The organism is Rhizobium sp. 05L419 (assembly GCF_056397845.1).
Genome location: NZ_JBFTOF010000013.1, coordinates 26376 through 43617 on the forward strand (window position 1 = coordinate 26376; position 17242 = coordinate 43617).

General features: G+C 62.3%; 13 protein-coding genes. 11 read left to right on the top strand and 2 right to left on the bottom strand.

Going from position 1 to position 17242, the window contains the following annotated elements; translation table 11 throughout:
* The first annotated feature begins 4 nt into the window (after window positions 1-4).
* Both AC1DMK_RS17270 and AC1DMK_RS17275 read left to right on the top strand, forming a co-directional pair.
* Window positions 5-1207: a M20/M25/M40 family metallo-hydrolase gene (locus AC1DMK_RS17270; protein WP_477860627.1), complete on the top strand. Its 1203-nt coding sequence runs from the start codon at window positions 5-7 to the stop codon at window positions 1205-1207.
* A 202-nt stretch (window positions 1208-1409) separates the two neighbouring features.
* Window positions 1410-3245: an SLC13 family permease gene (locus AC1DMK_RS17275; protein ID WP_477860629.1), complete on the top strand. Its 1836-nt coding sequence runs from the start codon at window positions 1410-1412 to the stop codon at window positions 3243-3245.
* A 60-nt stretch (window positions 3246-3305) separates the two neighbouring features.
* Here AC1DMK_RS17275 and AC1DMK_RS17280 read toward each other — a convergent pair whose 3' ends face one another.
* Complete coding sequence (locus AC1DMK_RS17280) at window positions 3306-5030, bottom strand: hypothetical protein (RefSeq protein WP_477860631.1); 1725 nt, start codon at window positions 5028-5030, stop codon at window positions 3306-3308.
* 466 nt (window positions 5031-5496) lie between these two features.
* Between AC1DMK_RS17280 and AC1DMK_RS17285 the strand changes: the two genes are divergently transcribed.
* The 7 genes from AC1DMK_RS17285 to AC1DMK_RS17315 are packed head-to-tail and all read left to right on the top strand — an operon-like array spanning window position 5497 to window position 11049.
* The gene (locus tag AC1DMK_RS17285) at window positions 5497-6027 is read left to right on the top strand and encodes a Na+/H+ antiporter subunit E (RefSeq protein ID WP_477860633.1); all 531 of its coding nucleotides are present in this window, start codon (window positions 5497-5499) and stop codon (window positions 6025-6027) included.
* On the top strand, window positions 6020-6280 hold the full coding sequence (locus AC1DMK_RS17290) for a monovalent cation/H+ antiporter complex subunit F (RefSeq protein WP_037069919.1): 261 nt from the start codon (window positions 6020-6022) through the stop codon (window positions 6278-6280). The genes AC1DMK_RS17285 and AC1DMK_RS17290 overlap by 8 nt, the downstream gene beginning before the upstream one ends.
* A 5-nt stretch (window positions 6281-6285) precedes the next feature.
* Window positions 6286-6537: a hydrogenase subunit MbhD domain-containing protein gene (locus AC1DMK_RS17295; RefSeq protein ID WP_477860780.1), complete on the top strand. Its 252-nt coding sequence runs from the start codon at window positions 6286-6288 to the stop codon at window positions 6535-6537.
* Window positions 6530-6874 carry a monovalent cation/H(+) antiporter subunit G gene (mnhG, locus tag AC1DMK_RS17300; protein ID WP_477860635.1) on the top strand — a complete coding sequence of 115 codons (345 nt, stop codon included), beginning with the start codon at window positions 6530-6532 and terminating at the stop codon, window positions 6872-6874. The genes AC1DMK_RS17295 and mnhG overlap by 8 nt, the downstream gene beginning before the upstream one ends.
* A complete protein-coding gene (gene mbhE / locus AC1DMK_RS17305; RefSeq protein ID WP_477860637.1) occupies window positions 6871-7569 on the top strand; it encodes a hydrogen gas-evolving membrane-bound hydrogenase subunit E in 699 nt (232 codons plus the stop codon). The genes mnhG and mbhE overlap by 4 nt, the downstream gene beginning before the upstream one ends.
* A gap of 22 nt (window positions 7570-7591) precedes the next feature.
* Entirely contained in the window at window positions 7592-7960 is a 369-nt protein-coding gene (locus AC1DMK_RS17310; protein WP_037069913.1) for a cation:proton antiporter subunit C, read from the top strand.
* Window positions 7954-11049: a proton-conducting transporter transmembrane domain-containing protein gene (locus tag AC1DMK_RS17315; RefSeq protein ID WP_477860639.1), complete on the top strand. Its 3096-nt coding sequence runs from the start codon at window positions 7954-7956 to the stop codon at window positions 11047-11049. The genes AC1DMK_RS17310 and AC1DMK_RS17315 overlap by 7 nt, the downstream gene beginning before the upstream one ends.
* An 80-nt stretch (window positions 11050-11129) precedes the next feature.
* On the opposite strand, the gene AC1DMK_RS17320 is transcribed toward AC1DMK_RS17315, so the two are convergent.
* Window positions 11130-12278: an alpha/beta hydrolase gene (locus tag AC1DMK_RS17320; protein WP_477860641.1), complete on the bottom strand. Its 1149-nt coding sequence runs from the start codon at window positions 12276-12278 to the stop codon at window positions 11130-11132.
* A gap of 675 nt (window positions 12279-12953) precedes the next feature.
* On the opposite strand from AC1DMK_RS17320, the gene AC1DMK_RS17325 reads away from it, so the two are divergent.
* Complete coding sequence (locus tag AC1DMK_RS17325; protein WP_477860643.1) at window positions 12954-14060, top strand: efflux RND transporter periplasmic adaptor subunit; 1107 nt, start codon at window positions 12954-12956, stop codon at window positions 14058-14060.
* Entirely contained in the window at window positions 14057-17146 is a 3090-nt protein-coding gene (locus AC1DMK_RS17330) for an efflux RND transporter permease subunit (protein ID WP_477860645.1), read from the top strand. Before AC1DMK_RS17325 ends, AC1DMK_RS17330 begins: the two co-directional genes overlap by 4 nt.
* Window positions 17147-17242 lie beyond the last annotated feature (96 nt).

The window sequence follows — 17242 nt, forward strand, 5'->3', positions numbered from 1 at the left end:
TATCATGAGCAATACCTCTATTCCTCTCGACGTCGCGGCGGCGGAAGAACATCTGATGCGGTTCCTCTCGGTGGAGGGCGTTACCGGACAGGAGAAGAACATCGGCCTTGCGGTCTGCGACGCCCTGAAGAAAATCGGTGTGCCGGAGGCTGCCATTCGCTTCGACGACGTCAACAACCGCATTCCGCTGCCGACTGAAACGGGCAATCTGATTGTGGACCTTCCCGGAACACGGCCGGGGCCACGTCTGCTCTTTTCCACGCATCTGGACACCGTGCCGCTTTGCGCGGGGGCCAAGCCACGGCGCGAGGGCGACCGTATCGTTTCCGACGGGACCACCGCGCTTGGCGGCGACGCCCGCACCGGCGTCGCGCTCCTTGTCGTGGTCGCCGAGACGCTGATCAAGCACAAGCTGCCGCATCCGCCGATCACATTGCTGTTTACCGTGCGCGAAGAGAGCGGGCTGCATGGCGCACGCGAGCTCAATCCGGCTGATCTCAACGGTGCCGTGATGTGTATCAATGTCGATGGCCAGAGCGCCTCCGACCTCATCATAGGCGCGGTGGGGCAGGAAAACTGGGAGGTGGAGATCAAGGGACGCGCATCGCATGCGGGCGTTGCTCCCGAGAAGGGCATCTCGGCCACGCTGGTTGGGGCGATGGCTCTTGCCGAAGCGCGGCAAGCCGGCTGGTTCGGCAAGGTCGTCAAGCCGGACGGCCGGGGTACGAGCAATATCGGCATCTTCGGCGGCAAGGACAACAAGCCGGCCGGCGACGCCACCAATGTCGTCACCGACTATGCTTACCTCAAAGGCGAGGCGCGGAGCCCCGAGGCGGCTTTCGCGACGAAAATCGCCAATGGCTACAAGGAAGCCTTCGCCAAGGCGCAGAACGAGGTGACGACCGACGAGGGCGACAAGGCCGAGGTGAAATTCAGCCACGTCGCGTCCTATCCGCCGTTCGAACTGGGCAAAGACACGCCGGTCGTCAAGCGCGCCACCAAGGCGCTGGGGATCCTTGGGATCGAGCCGGTCTATGTCTTCTCCAATGGAGGACTGGACGCCAATTGGCTCGATAAGCACGGCGTGCCCACCATCACCATTGGTGCTGGCCAGGCCGAGATCCATACGATCAAGGAATATGTGAACCTCAAGGAATACGAAAAGGGCTGCCGCATCGGCGTGTTGATGGCGACCCTCGATGACTAGCGCTTCTGCGGGATTGCCTGCCCGGACGGCAGCCCGTGGCGGTCAATCCCCGGCGTGCCTGCGGTCATGAGGCCTCACACCTCCCGTGTGAGGGGTCTGCTCGAGGCAATCTCAATGCAGTGAGGACAGCCTAAAGTTGCGTGAGTAGCACGCGGCTGAGTTTTTGGGTGGCCTGAGCGAGGCCAAATGAGGAGCGGAGCGATTGAGTCCCATAGCATACACAGCCACCATCATCGCCGTCGCCGTCGTCCTGTTCGTGTGGAACAAGTTACCTGTCGTGTTTGTCGCCATGCTCACCGCATTGGCCCTGTGGGCGACCGGCGTGCTGACGATCGGCCAAGCGCTTGGCGGCTTCGGGGACCCGGCGGTCATCTTCATTGCTTCTCTCTTTGTCGTCAGCTCCGGGCTTGAGGTCACCGGCGTCACCGCCTGGGCGGGCCAGCTTCTGATCCGTGGCGCGGGCGAAGAGAGCCGCACACGCCTTCTGGTCCTGACGATGGGGCTTGTTGCCCTACTCACCGCTTTGATCAGCGTCAATGGTGCGGTGGCCGCGCTTCTGCCTGTGGTGGTGGTCATCGCCGTGCGCCTGCGGCGGAACTCCTCGCAGCTTCTCATGCCGCTGGTCTTTGCCGCGCATGCAGGTTCGATGCTGGCGCTGACGGGAACGCCGGTGAACGTGCTGGTCTCGGAAGCCGGCGCGGATGCGGGCGTGGGCGGCTTCGGTTTCTTCGAATTCGCGCTTGTGGGCGTGCCGCTTCTGGCCGGCTCCATGGTAATCATCGTGCTGTTCGGCAAGCAACTTCTGCCTGAGCGCAACGGCGCGACCATGCCCGCCGATTTCAGCCACCACGCCAAGACGCTGGTGGAACAATACGGCCTTGCGAGCGGAGTCTACCAGATGCGCGTGCGTGCAAGCTCGCCCTACGTGGGCGTGTCAGCATCGGCAATCGACCTCTCCGCACATCCGGGACTGCAACTTGCCGCTATTCAGGAGGGAGAAACGGCAGGTCCGCTCCGCAGGCCTGTCGTGGCCGAGGGGGATCATCTGTTGGTGCGTGGCGACGCTGATACGGTTGCCGCATTTGCAGCGCAGATGCATCTGGCGTTTCGCGACGAGAAGGCGGCCGGCCATGGCCAGGATACTCTGTTCAACCGCAGTTCGGGCCTCGCCGAGGTCGTCATTCCGCCGCGTTCCGGTCTCATTGGAGAAAACGTCTTTCCGGGCATGGTGACCGAAAGCGGCGATCTGATCATTCTGGCGGTGCAGCGCGCGGGTGCGGAAATCGTCGCCGCCAACGCAACAAAGGATGCAGGCGGCATCGTCCTGCAGGCCGGCGACACGATGCTGTTGCAGGGAACCTGGAAAGCCCTCGACGTCCGGCTCGACGATCCTGACGTTCTCGTCGTCAATTCGCCCGAACTGGTACGGCGGCAGGCCGTTCCCATGGGGCCGGGTGCGCGCCAGGCCATTTTCATCCTGATCGCGATGGTCCTGTTGCTCGCAACCGGCGCCGTGCCGCCTGCAGTGGCGGGCCTGCTCGCCGCAGGTGCAATCATCCTGTCGGGAATCATGAACGTCGAGCAAGCCTATCGCGCCGTCGGCTGGACGACTGTCATTCTCGTTGGCGCGATGATGCCGCTTTCAACGGCGATGGTGGAGACCGGGGCGGCAAAGCTGATGGCCGACCATCTCGTCAATCTTGTCGGTGATGCCGGCCCTGTCGCACTCTTGGCAGGCCTTTTCGTCCTGACGGCGATCATGGGCCAGCTCATCAGCAACACTGCAACCGCGTTGATCGTTATCCCGATCGGCGTTGCCGCCGCGACAGCCATGGGTGTCTCTCCGCGTCCAGTGCTCATGAGCACGGCGGTGGCGGCAGCGGCGGCATTCCTCACCCCGATCGCGACACCGACGAACCTGATGGTGATGGGTCCGGGCGGCTATGCCTTCAGCGACTATTGGAAGCTCGGATTGCCGCTGTTGCTCTGGTTCTTCGTCGTCTCCGTATTCCTCGTGCCGCTGATTTGGCGTTTCTGAGCGGCTGCCGAGACCGGCATCTGGTCTGTTGCTTGGGCGGGGTGTCGCCGAGGCCGCAGGCTACCTCGATTTGACCAAACCGGAGAAGCCGGCCACTGCCAGGAGGCTTAGGGCCCAGCCGATGATGGACTGGAAGAAATAGTAGCTCAGGGTGAATCTCCCCGTGGGCTTCATCGAGTCCGGTCGCCAGTAGTCCTTTTGCCCGACGAGCAGGACCGGCAAGAGCACGTCAAGCGAATACATCACGGGATTGAACTCAGGGTAGCTGGCAGCCTCCGGCTGGCTGCGGAAGCAGGAAAGCTGGTTCTGGCCGGCCTCGGCGCGTCCCGCCAACACCTGCCCGCTCGACGGCATGTAGCGGCTTTCGGTCCGCTCAAGGTCGCACATCGTCCATTCGGCAGAACGAAGGACGACAGGGCTGTTCGGTTTCATCGCGCCGTTACGGTAAGCAACGGCAAACACGCCCGTGCCGATCGTCCAGAAGAGGATCAGCCATACCAGCGCCAGCAGGGGCTGGCGCCCATAGCGCAGGGTTATCGCAAGGATGCCGTCCAACGACGCCAGTGCCCCGCGCAACACCGGATTTTTGGCGCGCGCCCGCCGGGCGCGCCGCTGCAGGCGTTCCTTGGTGATCAGGACTTCGCGAGCATCCTCGTCATGGCCCATTTCCCGCAGCACCGTCGACAGATGTTCGTAGGGTTGCGGCCAGAAATCGGATTTCCAGCGCTCCGGGGCTTGACGCGACAACCAGTCCAGCCTGCTTTGAGCATCGACCGGTCCGCCTATAAACGCGCCGTATTGGCAACGGTTCAACAGCAGGTCTCCCGCCGACGGCCAGCTTGCCTTTTCGTCGTCGATCGCGCCGATCGTGGTCGCCGTGAGGTCAAGCGTGCCGTCGACGGATGCCCCCTGACGCAGGAAGAAAGCGCCGTCGATCGCGGCGCGATTGAGCCGCAGCGCATAGCCGCCAGGCTGCGACAGCGTCGCCGAGGTGCAATCGATGTCTCCGCCAAAGCGGGCGCCATGGAAGCGGGCCTCACCGATAATGGTGGCACCCCGCAACGCCAGGTCGCCGCCGGCCACGATTGCGTCACCGTTGAAGGCGACCTCGCCCGGGCGTTCGATCCTTGCGCCGACCGCGTTGACATCGCCGCTGAGGCGAACGGCGGACAGATTGACGCCTCCGCGCACTGTGGCACCGCGCAGGAGAATACCGCCGCGCGTTTCCAGTCCATCGGCATCCAGAGCTATTCCGGCGGGCGATGTGATCGAAACCCCGTCAGCCTCGATGCTGCCGCCCGTGCGCGCGCCGGATAGTCTGATCTCACCGGTCACGGTCGCGCCACGGATGGAAAGGCAGCCGCGTGCCTCGAGCCGGTCGGCCTGCAAGCCGGGTAGAACAGAGCCGTCCAGGAACAGATTGTCGATGATTGCGGAGCGCAGCACCGGCGAGGCTTCGAAGTGGCAGTCCTTGAGGCCGATATCGCGCGGAACGCGGCAACCTTCCAGGTCGAGAATGCCGGTGATCCAGGCTCCGCTCAGCCTCAGCCCCTTCTCGTGCGAACGGTGGCCGTCGCTGCCCAGGATCAGCAAACGCAGGAGTTCGGCGCGTACGATGCGCGCCGGGTCTGCTGTCTGCGGGCGCAAGCCATCGCCCAACCTGTCGAAATCGCCCAAGCTTAGATATGCCACGACCTTTGTCTCGGCAGCGCTGAGGGGGTGGAAACTGGCGACGCTGGCTGCGACCGGAACCGCAGATCCAGTCCCTGGTGCCTTCTCGTTCATAGACCCGACATCCGCTTGGCCCCGCTTGCAGGTCGTGCCGGCCGGTACGGCTCCAGCGGAGGTGCCGCGGATCGGTTCTCTGGTCGGCAGACAATAGAGGCGTGTCTGCTCATGCCATCTCTCCCTTCGCCAAGGCACTCATCGAAATTGCGCCTGGCCGCTATCGTGAGTGATTGATTTCTCCGTTTTGAAGGCGGGTCAAGGGGTGCTGCACGCGGCAGGGCTTTCCAGCACCGAAAAGCGCGGCAACGCGCCGGCATATCGGACCGTGAGCATAGTTTCTGGATTCAATGCCGATCACAGGCCGACACAGCCGATGCTAATGTGCCCGCACGATGCATCCGCCCATTCAGACCGTTCGAACGCGTGGGATCGGAATGGAGCCTTCAAGGAGACATGCATGAGGTGAGTTGCCTGCCGTGAGTGCGCGCTACCATTCCATCATCACCTGTCGAAAGCCTGCGCGATGCCAGAAGTCCACGGAACAACGCAACGACACGTATTGGGATTGCCGCAGGGCCTGTTCGTTCTCTGGGGCCTGCTGTTCATCGTCTGGCTGGTGATCAATGCCTCGGTTGAACTGCCGATCGCTGCGAGCGGCGCGCTTGTGTCGCTGGTCGTGGCGGCGATATTCGTTCGCCGCGGCGACGTCTGGCGGATTGACGTCACGCCGCGCAAAGCCTTTCATTTTCTCGCCTACACCTATGTCTTCTTCGTCGAATTGGTGAAGGCCAACATCAACATGCTGCGCTACGTCTACGCGCCGCGCATCGATATCAGCCCCGGTATCGTCAAGGTCACCATGCCGCTGAAGTCGCCGATCGGCCGGCTGGCGCTCGCCAATTCGATTGCGCTCACGCCCGGCTCTCTGGTCATGGACCTCCGGGGCGATGCGCTGTTCATTCATTGGCTTGACGTCAGGACCACGGACCCCGAGGAAGCGACGCGCATGATCGTCGGCCCCTTCGAAAAGCACCTGGGGGCGGTTTTTGGCTGACATCATCCTGCAGATCGCCGTTGTCCTGATTTTCCTCAGCATCGTGTTCGGCGTGCTGCGACTGGTCATCGGCAGGACCGCGATCGACCGGGTCGTGGCGATCGACATGTTGACTGTCGTGACGATCTCGCTGATTGCGCTCTACGCTCACATCTCCGGACGTTTCGTCTATCTCGACGTTGCGCTGGTTTATGGGCTTTTGAGCTTTCTGGCGGTTCTCGCCATCGCCCGCTTTCTTGAAAAGGGGCCGTGACCAACATGCTCGAACTGCTGATCCTGTTGGTTTGCGGTAGCATTCTGGTGAGCGGAGTGCTGGCCGTGGTGCTCAGCGATCTCATGGCGGCCATGGTCAGCGCCGGCCTTGCAAGCCTGTTTGCGGCGGCCTCCTACGTTCTGCTCGCGGCACCGGATGTGGCCATGGCGGAGGCTGCGATCGGCTCGGGCCTGGCAACGCTGATCTTCCTCTATGCGATCGGCAAGACAAGGGGCGGAGGACAAGCAGATGAGTGAACTGATCGGCAGTATCGTCATTCTTGCCGGCGCGTTCTTCCTGTTTTCCGCAGGCGTTGGCCTGCTGCGGATGCCCGATGTCTTCACCCGCATTCAAGCGGGCACAAAAGCCTCCACTTTGGGCAATATCCTGGTTCTTGCCGGCCTCGGCATCCATCATCCCGACTGGGCGCTCAAGCTGCTTATCGTCGCCTACTTCGTTCTGATGACCAATCCTTTGTCGTCGCATGCGCTGTCGCGGGCCGCACATGCTATCGGCACGCCGATGGCGAAAACGACCATTGTCGATGCACTGAGGGACGAGAATAACTCCGCCGCCGAAGAGGCGTCCTCATGAGGCGGATTTTCAGCCTGTTGGCGGTGGTGATGTTCGGCGTCATCTTTGCCGGGCTTGTGTCCGGCTACAGCGAGCGTCAGACGTTGTCGGCTCTGGCGGTGCACTATCTGACGCAGGTCCCCGCGGATCTCGGGGCGCCGAATGTCGTGACCGGCATCCTGATCTCGTTCCGCGGCTTCGACACGCTCGGGGAGGTCGCAGTGCTCTTCATGGTGGCGGCGAGCGTCGGCGTGCTTCTTGCCAGCGAACCGGGGGAGAAGCCGGTTTCACGGCCCATAGCGGGCCGCGGGCGACAGGGACCAAGCGAACTGGTGCGCAACGGTGCGGAGGTGGTGCTTCCGCTCATCTTCCTGTTCGGCGCCTATGTGATCATGAACGGCCACCTTTCGGCCGGCGGCGGCTTCCAGGGCGGCGCGGTTGTCGCGTCCGGTGTGATGTTGCTGATGCTTGCCTATCCGTCCGGCCGGATCGACCATGGTTTTCTCAGCATCACGGAATCGCTCGCGGGCGTTCTTTACGTTTCCCTCGGCATCCTGGGGCTGATCTTCGCCGGCGGCTTCCTCGACAGCCACATCCTGCCGCGGGGCAATTTCGGGACGCTGCTCAGCGCAGGCGCCATCCCGCTGATATCGGCGCTGCTCGGCATCAAGGTCGGTGCGGAATTGAGCGTCATCATCGATCGGTTCCGCAGCTGAGCATAGGAGACGAGGTATCACCATGGGACTGCCGATATCACAGATACTTCTCACCACGGGATTTGCGCTCATTCTCATCGGCCTATGGGGAATGCTGACGCATCGCAACATCCTGCGCATTATCATCGGATTTTCCCTGATCGACACCGGCATGCACATCGTTCTGGTGGCAACGGGCTACATCACCGGCGGAACCGCGCCGATCATAGACGAGGCACTCGGTGCCGCGGACGCTGCAACGCGCGCCGTCGATCCCATTCCTGCGGCGCTGGTGGTGACCGCCATCGTCATCGGCTTCTCGGTCACCGCGATCATGCTGTCCTTCGCGATCAGGCTCCACGCAACGCGAAAAACCCTTTCGATCGATGCGTTGACGGAGTCGAAATGGTAGACAGCTTTCTCCAGCCGCTGAATATCTTCCTGCTCGGCCTCGGCGGCGGGTTTCTCATCCCTTTGCTCTATCGTATCGCCAAGCCGTTGCCGGCGGCCGGTTTCGTCGTGGCGCTGTCGGGGATGACAGCGATATCGGCGGCCTGCCTGTGGAAACTTCACCACGGCGGCTCGACCATCGAGGTGTTCACCGCGGGCAGCGTGCCGCCATTTTCCATCAACCTGCGCTTCGGACCATGGGAGGGTTTCTTCTCGCTCTGCGTCAATGTCGTCGCGGTGCTTGGTGCGTGGCATCTTTGGGACCGGCTGCGCTCAAGCTACGCGGCCTTGCTGCTCTATCTGATCTTGATCATGGGCATCAATGGCATGGTGATGACCCGCGATCTGTTCAATCAGTTCGTTTTCCTCGAGATCGTATCGATCGGCACCTACGGTCTGCTTGGATCTGAACGCTCGCCCGCAGCACTTGCCGCCGGCTTCAAATACATCATGGCGACGGTGCTCGCCTCGTCATTTTTCCTGCTCGGCGCAGGCCTTCTCTACCATGTGACCGGAACGCTCAACATCGACGAGATGATCGCCAACCGGACGCTGATCACCGGCCCAATCGGCGCAACGGCGCTACTCCTGGTGCTGGCATGCCTGGTGCTGGAACTGAAGCCATTTCCGGCAAACGGCTGGGGGCTCGACGTCTACGAGACGGCAAGCAGCGGGACCGCGGCGCTTGTCTCGGTCGGGGTGTCAGCCGGCGTGTTCTTCGCCCTCTTCAAGCTGCTGCCACTGTTTGAAGGCCATCTCGGCATCCTCGCGATCTCGGGGGGCATAACCTTCCTTTTCTCCAACCTGGTGGGCCTGAAGCAGACGAGCGTTCAACGAATGCTCGGCTATTCCTCGATTGCGCAGATGGGGCTTTTGATGCTTGCGCTTTCACTGCTGCACGCACTTCAGGCGGAGGAGGCGCTGCCGCTGGTCGTCGGCGGTCTGTTCATCAACCATCTTTTCGCCAAGGCAGGATTGTTCTGGCTCGCCGGCATCGTCGAGCGTGCGGAAACCGACGGCTGGTCTGATGTTTCAGGCAATCCGTTCCTGCTCGCCATCCTTGCGGTCTTTCTGGTGGCGATCGCCGGCTTGCCGCCATTTCCCGGATTCTGGGCGAAATGGGAGCTCGTCATGCGGGCCGCGGCGGGCGGGCAATATATCTGGATCGCCGTGATCCTGATCGGGTCCCTGCTTGAAGCAGCCTACATGTTCCGCTGGTTCAAGCATGCGACGCGTCCGATGCCCGACGCAATTGCGATCAGCCCGGCGCCCGGGAGGCTGGTGCCCGTGCTGGCCTGCGCGGGTCTGCTTTTCGCAAGCGGCTTGGTGGCGGCCAGCCTTGCCGGGGCAGCCTCCGTGATGCTTGTCGCACCGCTGTTGGTTGGCGGCTGCCTCTGCCTTCTCGACGGGCTGTCAGGGCGGGTCAAATGCGTGCTGATGCTGGCTGCGGTCGCGCTTGCCGGATCATGGATCGTTCGCGATAGCGAAGGTTTGCCGCGGTTGTTTGGCGCGCTTCTCGTCGCCGGCGGGCTGGTGGTTGCCTTCGCCGGGCTCTATCGCTCCGATGCGCGCCGCGGCTTCTACCCGATGATGGCGATCCTGCTCCTGTCGATCGCCAGCCTGCTGCGCTCCACCACAAGCCTGGAATTCTTCTTCCACTGGGAGATCATAACCCTTTCGTCCTACTTCCTGATCGCGCAGCGGCGTGAAGCCCATCCGTATGTTCTGCAGTTCTTGCTGTTTTCGCTGGTGTCGGCATTTTCGCTGCTCGCGGGGTTCGGTATCGCCGCTACGGCAAACGGAACCACTGCGCTTGCGGCATTTGCGACGGCCAGGCCCGATGCGGCCCCGGCGTTCGCGTTCCTGGCGACCGGTTTCCTGATCAAGGCGGGTGCCGTCGGCGTTCATGTCTGGTTGCCGGGTGCTTATGCCGAGGCGGATGACGACCTGTCGGCGATGCTATCGGCCGTCATCAGCAAGGTGGCGGTGTTCGGCCTGTTCATGGTCACCTATCTCGCCATTCGCTCCGAAGTCGGGCTAGAGATGGCGCATGTGATGGGGTGGATCGGACTGCTGACGACGATAGCGGGTGCTGTCATGGCGCTTCAACAGAGCGATATGAAGCGGATGCTCGGCTATTCGAGCATGAGCCAGATCGGCTATATCATCACGGCGATCGCGTTGATGAGCCATCTTGGCTGGGTGACGGCCTTCTACCTCGTCGCCAACCACCTGATGGTCAAGGGCATCCTGTTCCTGGCGGCGGCGGGCGTCATCCTGCGAACCGGCACAAGGCTGCTCGACCAGACAGGCGGCCTTGCCGGGAAAATGCCGTTCACCTTCGCCACTGTCGTCGTGGCGCTGGTTTCGATGTCCGGCCTGCCGCCACTGGCCGGTTTCGGCGGCAAATGGCTGCTCCTGAGCGCCATGATGGACAGGGGATGGTACGGGCTTGCGATCCTTGCCGTGCTGGCGACCTTCATCGGTTTTCTCTACATGTTCCGGCTGGCCTACGCCGTCTTTCTGGGGCCGCGAAAGACGGCACATCGGGGTGTTCGCGAGGCACCCTTGCCGTTGCTTCTGCCGCAGTTCGTTCTGGTTGCGGCCATTTTCGTGCTGTCCTTCTATCCTAAGCTCTTGATGGATCCCGTTTCCGCGGCGATCGACCCCTATTTCGCCTCGACGCTGGTTTGGCAGGGAATGTCGCTGGAGACCATCTACGGCTATTGGAACCCCGTACCGGTGATGGTCGCGACGGTGGCGGCCGCGGCGGTGCTGCTCGGACTGTTCATGCTGATCTACAGGAGGAGACGCGGCCGTTCCGTTCCCACCGGAACCGCGCACTTCTATGGCTTCTATCGATCGGCCTTTGCGCCGCTCGTCACGCCGGTGGCAAACTGGTTCTGGGACGGTCTGTGCGATCTGACAGTCGGCGCGGGCGGATTGGTGCGAAGGATCTACACCGGCAACGGTCAGACATATGCGCTTCACGTGCTGTACTATGTGATTGCCTTGTATGTGCTCAGCATGCTCGGCTTGCCGGCCGTTTGAACGGAGGCGCGGCGAGCCCTCACGCAGGCCCCCGGGACAACGTCTGCTATGGCTTAAGCGGGGCACGTTCCACAACGCGTCTATTGGCCGGCAACAGCTTGCGCCATCCCACCCAGAATTCGCGCGGGGAGGAAAATAATCAGCGAGGCCGCTCCCTCGATCGCCGACGCGCCGTCGGCGAGCATGGTCTGGCCCGCTGGCGGTCGGTCGTCCCTGAGGACGCTGCGCATCAACGCGTCATTGTTGACGACGTCCATCAGCGTCTTCGAGCTGGCAAAGACGTTGTGTCGTCCGCCGTCGACGTCCGAGACATCAACGACCGCGATGTCCTTTGCCTGCAGCATGGCGATGTCGGCACCGCTGCCGACACGCGGATGGCCACCGGCAATGAACCTCGAAATGCCGAGCGCACGATCGCGCCGGGAAACCACGATCGTAAAGGGTCGGGGAATATCACCGATATCGTCCACCTGGCTCTGGAACACGTCGACGTCAATGTCGGGTGCGGCGAGCACAACGCCGCCCAGCCGGTCGAGCGTGCTGCGGCGACCGCTGATGGCCAGATCGCGCAGAGCCTCGGTGACGACATAGGCGCCCATCGAGTGACCGACGATCACGATTTTCTTGGCATTGGTCTGCGCCGCGATTTCGATCGTCTCCGCAAGTCCGCGCCGACCGACAAGGGCGCTGTCGCGGTCGAAGACGTAGAGCGGGACAGCGCCTCCGGATGGCCAGGCGTAGTGCAGGGACACCGCCTTGATGTTGTAGTCGTGGGCAATCTGGGCGTTGCGGAAAATGCTGTCTGCGAAATTGTTGTTGTATCCGTGGACGAAAATGAAAATCTCGCGATCCTCCGGCGCCCGCTGCGCCAGCGCCACGTTCAGCTGCCTGATGAATTCCTGTCTTTGATTGATCGGCTGATATGCGCGTGCCGTGAAGTGCCTGCTCGGATCGGGGACGCGGCCGGTTTTCTCGACGTTCCCGGGGACATGGTTCTGGGGGATCCCGATGTCGAACTTCGCAAAATTCAGCGTTTTCGACCGCTCCGCCGAATAGGGCAGCGACAGGTTGTCGGAGCGGGCGCGCGTGGTTGCGACATAGATCGGAACGATTGCCGCCGGCTCACCCTGCGAGGAGGTCGCGCCGAGGCCAAGAACGGCGCGTGGCCCGCCACAGCCGACAAGGCTAAGCAGCATGATCAGAGTGACGCACAATCGCATTGGGGACATGGCTCGGCTCAAGTTGCCCGCACGCTCTTCAAATCCAGGAACGGCAAAGGCGCCTCGCAAGACAGTCGGTTGGACGTTTGCGGATAGTTCTAGGCTATCCGCGGCGCCGGCGAAAGATGAATTCCGTCTATGCGAGCTTCAGAAAATATCCTGTGTGGTTAAACCCCAAACGCGCCGCCTTTCAATCCAGCACAGTCTGCAGTCTGGTCCGCAATCGACTGCGAAAATCTGGACGGTACGCCTGATTGCGGGATTCTATGCTGATCACTTCGCGTCTTGAACAGCACTATAGTCTGAACGGAGCACTGCGCCTTCGGGTTCCCGAGACAATGCGCAAGCTGATCCGGGCGTTTAAGGGAGCATCACCACTTGGGTTCCTACTCAGGACTTCTATCGTTCGCGCTCACCACCATGACAGACGGGACGATGATTGACGGGCGCTTCCTTCGGCTACCTCGAGCGTTCCTCGCTTCCCTCTTGCCGGCCGGAATGCCGGTTGCGCGGCTGAATGCCGCAGGCGCTATCCCATCATTGGCCGGGTCGTCTACTCAATCACACGCGAGCCCGGCATCGGTCCGGACGGGGCATGGTGATGCCGTTGATTATATTAGATTATTTCTTTCATTCATGCGTGGCTTAGACCTGTCGCGCCGGTAAATTTCGGGGAAATCGCCGATGAAAATACGCTTTGCCGTACCAAGATCCAGCGCAACATTCGGCTTGTCAGCCGCAGTCTTGGCTGCCTTTTTCCTGGCCGGTTGCCAGGAGGAGAACGACGCGGGCGATCGGCCGCCGAGGCCGGTCAGAACGGTCGCCGTTTCCTTCAATCCCGAGGATACCTATGGATCGTTGGTCGGCGAGATCAGGCCGCGCACCGAAACAAGTTTCAGCTTCCGCCAAGGCGGCGAGATCCGGGAACGAGATGTGGATGTCGGCGACCTTGTCGAGGTCGGGACGGTCCTTGGCCGTCTTGACGCAGAAGATGCCCAGGATGCACTTCGCAAGGCTGAAGCAAATCTGTTTTCGGCGCAGGCGCAATCACAGAACGCCGAAACCGAGCGGGCGCGCCAGCAACAGCTTTATCCGCGCACCTCCACCCGTCAGGCGTTCGAAGCGGCGATGGCTCAGGCAGACATGGCAAAGGCCGGCGTCGACGCCGCGCAAGCCGGGCTCCGGATCGCCCAGACCAATGTCGACAACCGGGTGTTGAAGGCGAACGCCGCCGGCGTCGTCACCGCGATCGGCGGTGAAGTCGGGCAGGTCGTCGGAGGCGGTCAGATGGTCGTGCGCGTTGCGCAGCTCGGAACACGCGACGCCGTCTTTCAGGTGCCGGAAGCCACCATCCAGACAACGGGCGGGAATGCGCGCGTCGATGTGCAGCTCTTGAGCAACCCCAACGCAAAGGCGACGGGAACGGTGCGCGAGATCTCGCCGACGGCCGATCCCATCACCCGCAATTTCACGGTGCGCGTCGGATTGGACAGCGCGCCCGACGATTTCCGCTTCGGCAGTGCCGTGCGGGGCACGATCCGTCTCTCGGGCGAGCCGGCGGCGCGGCTGCCGATCGGGGCACTGTTCAATCTGGACAACAAGAGCGCCGTATGGGTCGTCGATGCGGCCAGCAAAACCACCAGGCTGGTGCCGGTCGAGGTTCATCGCTTCGATACCAAGGATTTCCTTGTCAGCAAGGGACTGGCGAGCGGCGACAACGTCGTCGTCGCCGGCGTTCAGCAGCTTCGTCCGGGCATGCCAGTCCGCCTGCTTGAAGGAAGCGCCGAATGAACGAGGGCTTCAACCTTTCGGGATGGGCGATCAAGCGCCAGAGCCTCATCATCTTCCTGGTGCTGCTCAGCGCCATCGCCGGTATCCTTGCCTACATCAACCTCGGTCGCGACGAAGATCCCGAGTTCACGTTCAAGACGATGATCGTTTCCGCCGGATGGCCGGGCGGCACGATCGAGCAGACTGTCGATCAGATTACCGATCGGCTCGAGCGCACTCTCGAAGAGGTGCCTCATCTCGACAACCTGCGAAGCGTGACGACGGCAGGACAATCGATCGTCTACGTCACGCTGGACGATGCGACGCCGCCGGACCAGGTGGGCGAATCCTGGTATCAGGCCCGCAAGAAGGTCGGCGACATGCAGGCGACATTGCCCGCCGGCGTGCGCGGGCCGTTCTTCAACGACGATTTCGGCGATACGTTCGGCATCATCTACGGCTTTACCTCTGAAGGCTTCAGCGACCGCGAAGTGCGCGATTGGGCCTACGAGGCGCGCACCCGGCTGCTCAAACTCGACAACATCGGCAAGGTTCAGCTGATCGGCACCCAGGACGAGACGATCTACATCGAGTTCTCGACGGAGCGCCTGGCGAGTCTCGGCCTCAGCGCCGCGACGGTGATCGGCACGATTCAGGCGCAGAACGCCGTCCTGCCCGCCGGCCTCATAACCTCCGAACAGGATCGAACCATCCTGCAGGTTTCCGGCAGCCTCACCGACGAGAACACGATCCGCCAGTTGAACGTTCCCACTTCGTCCGGTTTCGTGCGGCTCGGGGATATCGCGAGCGTCGTGCGCGGCACGGTGGACCCACCCCAGCCGCGATTCCGCATCAAGGGCAAGCCGGCAATCGGGATCGCCATTTCCATGGCGTCGGGCGGCGACATTCTGCAGCTCGGCCGCAATATCGATGCGACGATGCAGACGTTCGAGAGCGACCTTCCGATCGGCATCAACCTGACGCACGTGGCCAGCCAGCCGGCCGTCGTCAAGACTGCGATCCGCAGTTTCACAACATCGCTGGGGCAGGCGGTCGTCATCGTTCTCGGCGTCAGCTTCCTGGCGCTCGGGCTGCGCGCCGGTCTTGCCGTCGCCGTTTCCATTCCGCTCGTGCTGGCGCTGACGTTCCTGTTCATGGACATCACCGGCATCGCGTTGCAGCGCGTCTCGCTCGGTGCCCTGATCATTGCGCTGACACTGATGATCGACGACACGATGGTGACCGTCGAGACAATGATGGCGAAGCTCGAGCAGGGCTATGAGCGCGTCAAGGCGGCGTCGCATGCCTACACCTCGACGGCGTTTCCCATGCTTGCGGGCACGCTGGTGACGATCGCAGGCTTCATTCCTGTCGGTTTTGCCAGCAGTTCTTCGGGTGAATATGCGCGGTCGCTGTTTCTGGTGATCGGCTTTGCGCTCATCGTGTCCTGGCTGGTGGCAGTGCTGCTCACCCCGATCATCGGTCTTGCCGTCCTCAAATCGAGCCCGTCGACGGGTGCAAAGCCTGACGGCGCGCTGATCCGCGGCTTCAAGAATCTACTGTACGCCTGCATGCGGATGCGCCTCGTGGTGGTACTTGCCACCGTCGCATTGTTTGCGCTGGCGCTTGTCGGATCGTCGCTGATGAAGCGGCAGTTCTTTCCACCGTCCGACCGTCCGGAGCTGATCTTGCAACTCACCCTGCCGCAGGGTGCATCACAGGCAGCCACCGCCGTGGAAGTGGCGAAGGCGGAAGAGGTGCTCGCCGCCGACGAGGACGTGGCCGACTGGAGCTTCTATGTCGGCTCCGATCCGGTCCGGTTCTACCTGTCGATGGATATTCAGGCTCCGGCGCCGTCTCGCGCCCAGGCCGTGGTGATCGCCAAGAGCGTCGGTGCGCGCGAAGCGCTGCAGGCGCGCCTGCAGAAGGCGCTCGACGAAAAAATGCCTGAAATCATTGTGCGCGTTTCGCCGCTCGAAATGGGGCCACCGGTCGGCTGGCCTATTCAGTACCGCGTCAGCGGGCGGGATACCGCCGGTGTGCGCGACGTTGCCTGGCAAGTGGCCGATGCCATCAGCAAGGTTCCCGGCGTCGTCCAGCCCAACCTCGATTGGAACGAACCTGTCCGCAAAGTTGTCGTCAATGTCGATCAGGATCGCGCCCGACTGGTGGGGCTCAACTCTTCGGTGATCGCTCAGACGCTGTTTGCGACCGCGTCCGGCCTGCCGATCACGCAGGTTAAGGACTCCATCTACCTCATCAATGTCGTTGCCCGTGCAACGGCCGAGGAGCGTGTCGATATCAGCACCCTGCGTTCGCTGCAGATCCCGGTCGGACCCAATCACACGGTGCCGCTCTCCAGCATCGCCACGATCGAGTACCAGACAACCCAGCCCGTCATCTGGCGGCACGACGGTTCCACGACCATCACCGTTCAGGCGGATACGGCCGAAGGGGTGATGGCCGCCAGCGTGGTCGAGGCGGCGGCCGACAAGATCGACGAGTTGCGCAAGGCCCATCCGAACTACCAGATCGAAGTCGGCGGTGCGGTCGAAGGCGCAGAGGAGGGTCTTGCATCGGTTGTCGAGATGCTGCCGGTGATGGGGATCATCATCCTGATCGTTTTGATGTTCCAGCTGCAGAGCGTCCAGCGCTTGTTGCTCGTCATCAGCGTGGTGCCGCTGGGGTTGATCGGCGTGGTGCTGATCATGCTGGTCACCAATACGCCGGTCGGCTTCATCGCGGTTCTCGGGATGATCGCCCTTATCGGAATGATCACTCGAAACTCCGTGGTGCTGATCGACCAGATCGATATCGCGATGGAGGAGAAAGGTCGAACGTGGCAGGGCGTCATCGACGTTACCGCTCAGCGGCTTCGGCCTGTTTTCCTCACCGCCGGATCGACGGTACTCGGTATGCTGCCGATCATCCGCGATCCGTTCTGGTCGCCCCTTGCGTTTACCGTCATCGGCGGACTGGTGGTGGCTGCAGCGCTGACCCTGATCTTCCTGCCGGTGCTTTATGTTCTGTGGTTCCGCATTCCGGCTTCGGCCGAACCGGCCAAGGTCGAGGCAGCCGAACCGGAGCCGGCTCTGGCTGGCGGCTAAGGGCTTCATCCGCTGGCGATATGCAATCGAACGAGGAACAATCGCCCGCGTGCCTCGGCAGATCATCTTCTGCCAGGCGCGCGGGTTTTTCCTTGC

What these genes read in the sequence shown, in the direction of transcription:
- AC1DMK_RS17270 (WP_477860627.1), top strand. Translation starts at nt 5, where the DNA reads ATGAGCAATACCTCTATTCCTCTCGACGTCGCGGCGGCGGAAGAACAT.
- AC1DMK_RS17280 (WP_477860631.1), bottom strand. Translation starts at nt 5,030, where the DNA reads ATGAACGAGAAGGCACCAGGGACTGGATCTGCGGTTCCGGTCGCAGCC.
- AC1DMK_RS17285 (WP_477860633.1), top strand. Translation starts at nt 5,497, where the DNA reads ATGCCAGAAGTCCACGGAACAACGCAACGACACGTATTGGGATTGCCG.
- AC1DMK_RS17295 (WP_477860780.1), top strand. Translation starts at nt 6,286, where the DNA reads ATGCTCGAACTGCTGATCCTGTTGGTTTGCGGTAGCATTCTGGTGAGC.
- mnhG (WP_477860635.1), top strand. Translation starts at nt 6,530, where the DNA reads ATGAGTGAACTGATCGGCAGTATCGTCATTCTTGCCGGCGCGTTCTTC.
- mbhE (WP_477860637.1), top strand. Translation starts at nt 6,871, where the DNA reads ATGAGGCGGATTTTCAGCCTGTTGGCGGTGGTGATGTTCGGCGTCATC.
- AC1DMK_RS17310 (WP_037069913.1), top strand. Translation starts at nt 7,592, where the DNA reads ATGGGACTGCCGATATCACAGATACTTCTCACCACGGGATTTGCGCTC.
- AC1DMK_RS17315 (WP_477860639.1), top strand. Translation starts at nt 7,954, where the DNA reads ATGGTAGACAGCTTTCTCCAGCCGCTGAATATCTTCCTGCTCGGCCTC.
- AC1DMK_RS17320 (WP_477860641.1), bottom strand. Translation starts at nt 12,278, where the DNA reads ATGTCCCCAATGCGATTGTGCGTCACTCTGATCATGCTGCTTAGCCTT.
- AC1DMK_RS17325 (WP_477860643.1), top strand. Translation starts at nt 12,954, where the DNA reads ATGAAAATACGCTTTGCCGTACCAAGATCCAGCGCAACATTCGGCTTG.
- AC1DMK_RS17330 (WP_477860645.1), top strand. Translation starts at nt 14,057, where the DNA reads ATGAACGAGGGCTTCAACCTTTCGGGATGGGCGATCAAGCGCCAGAGC.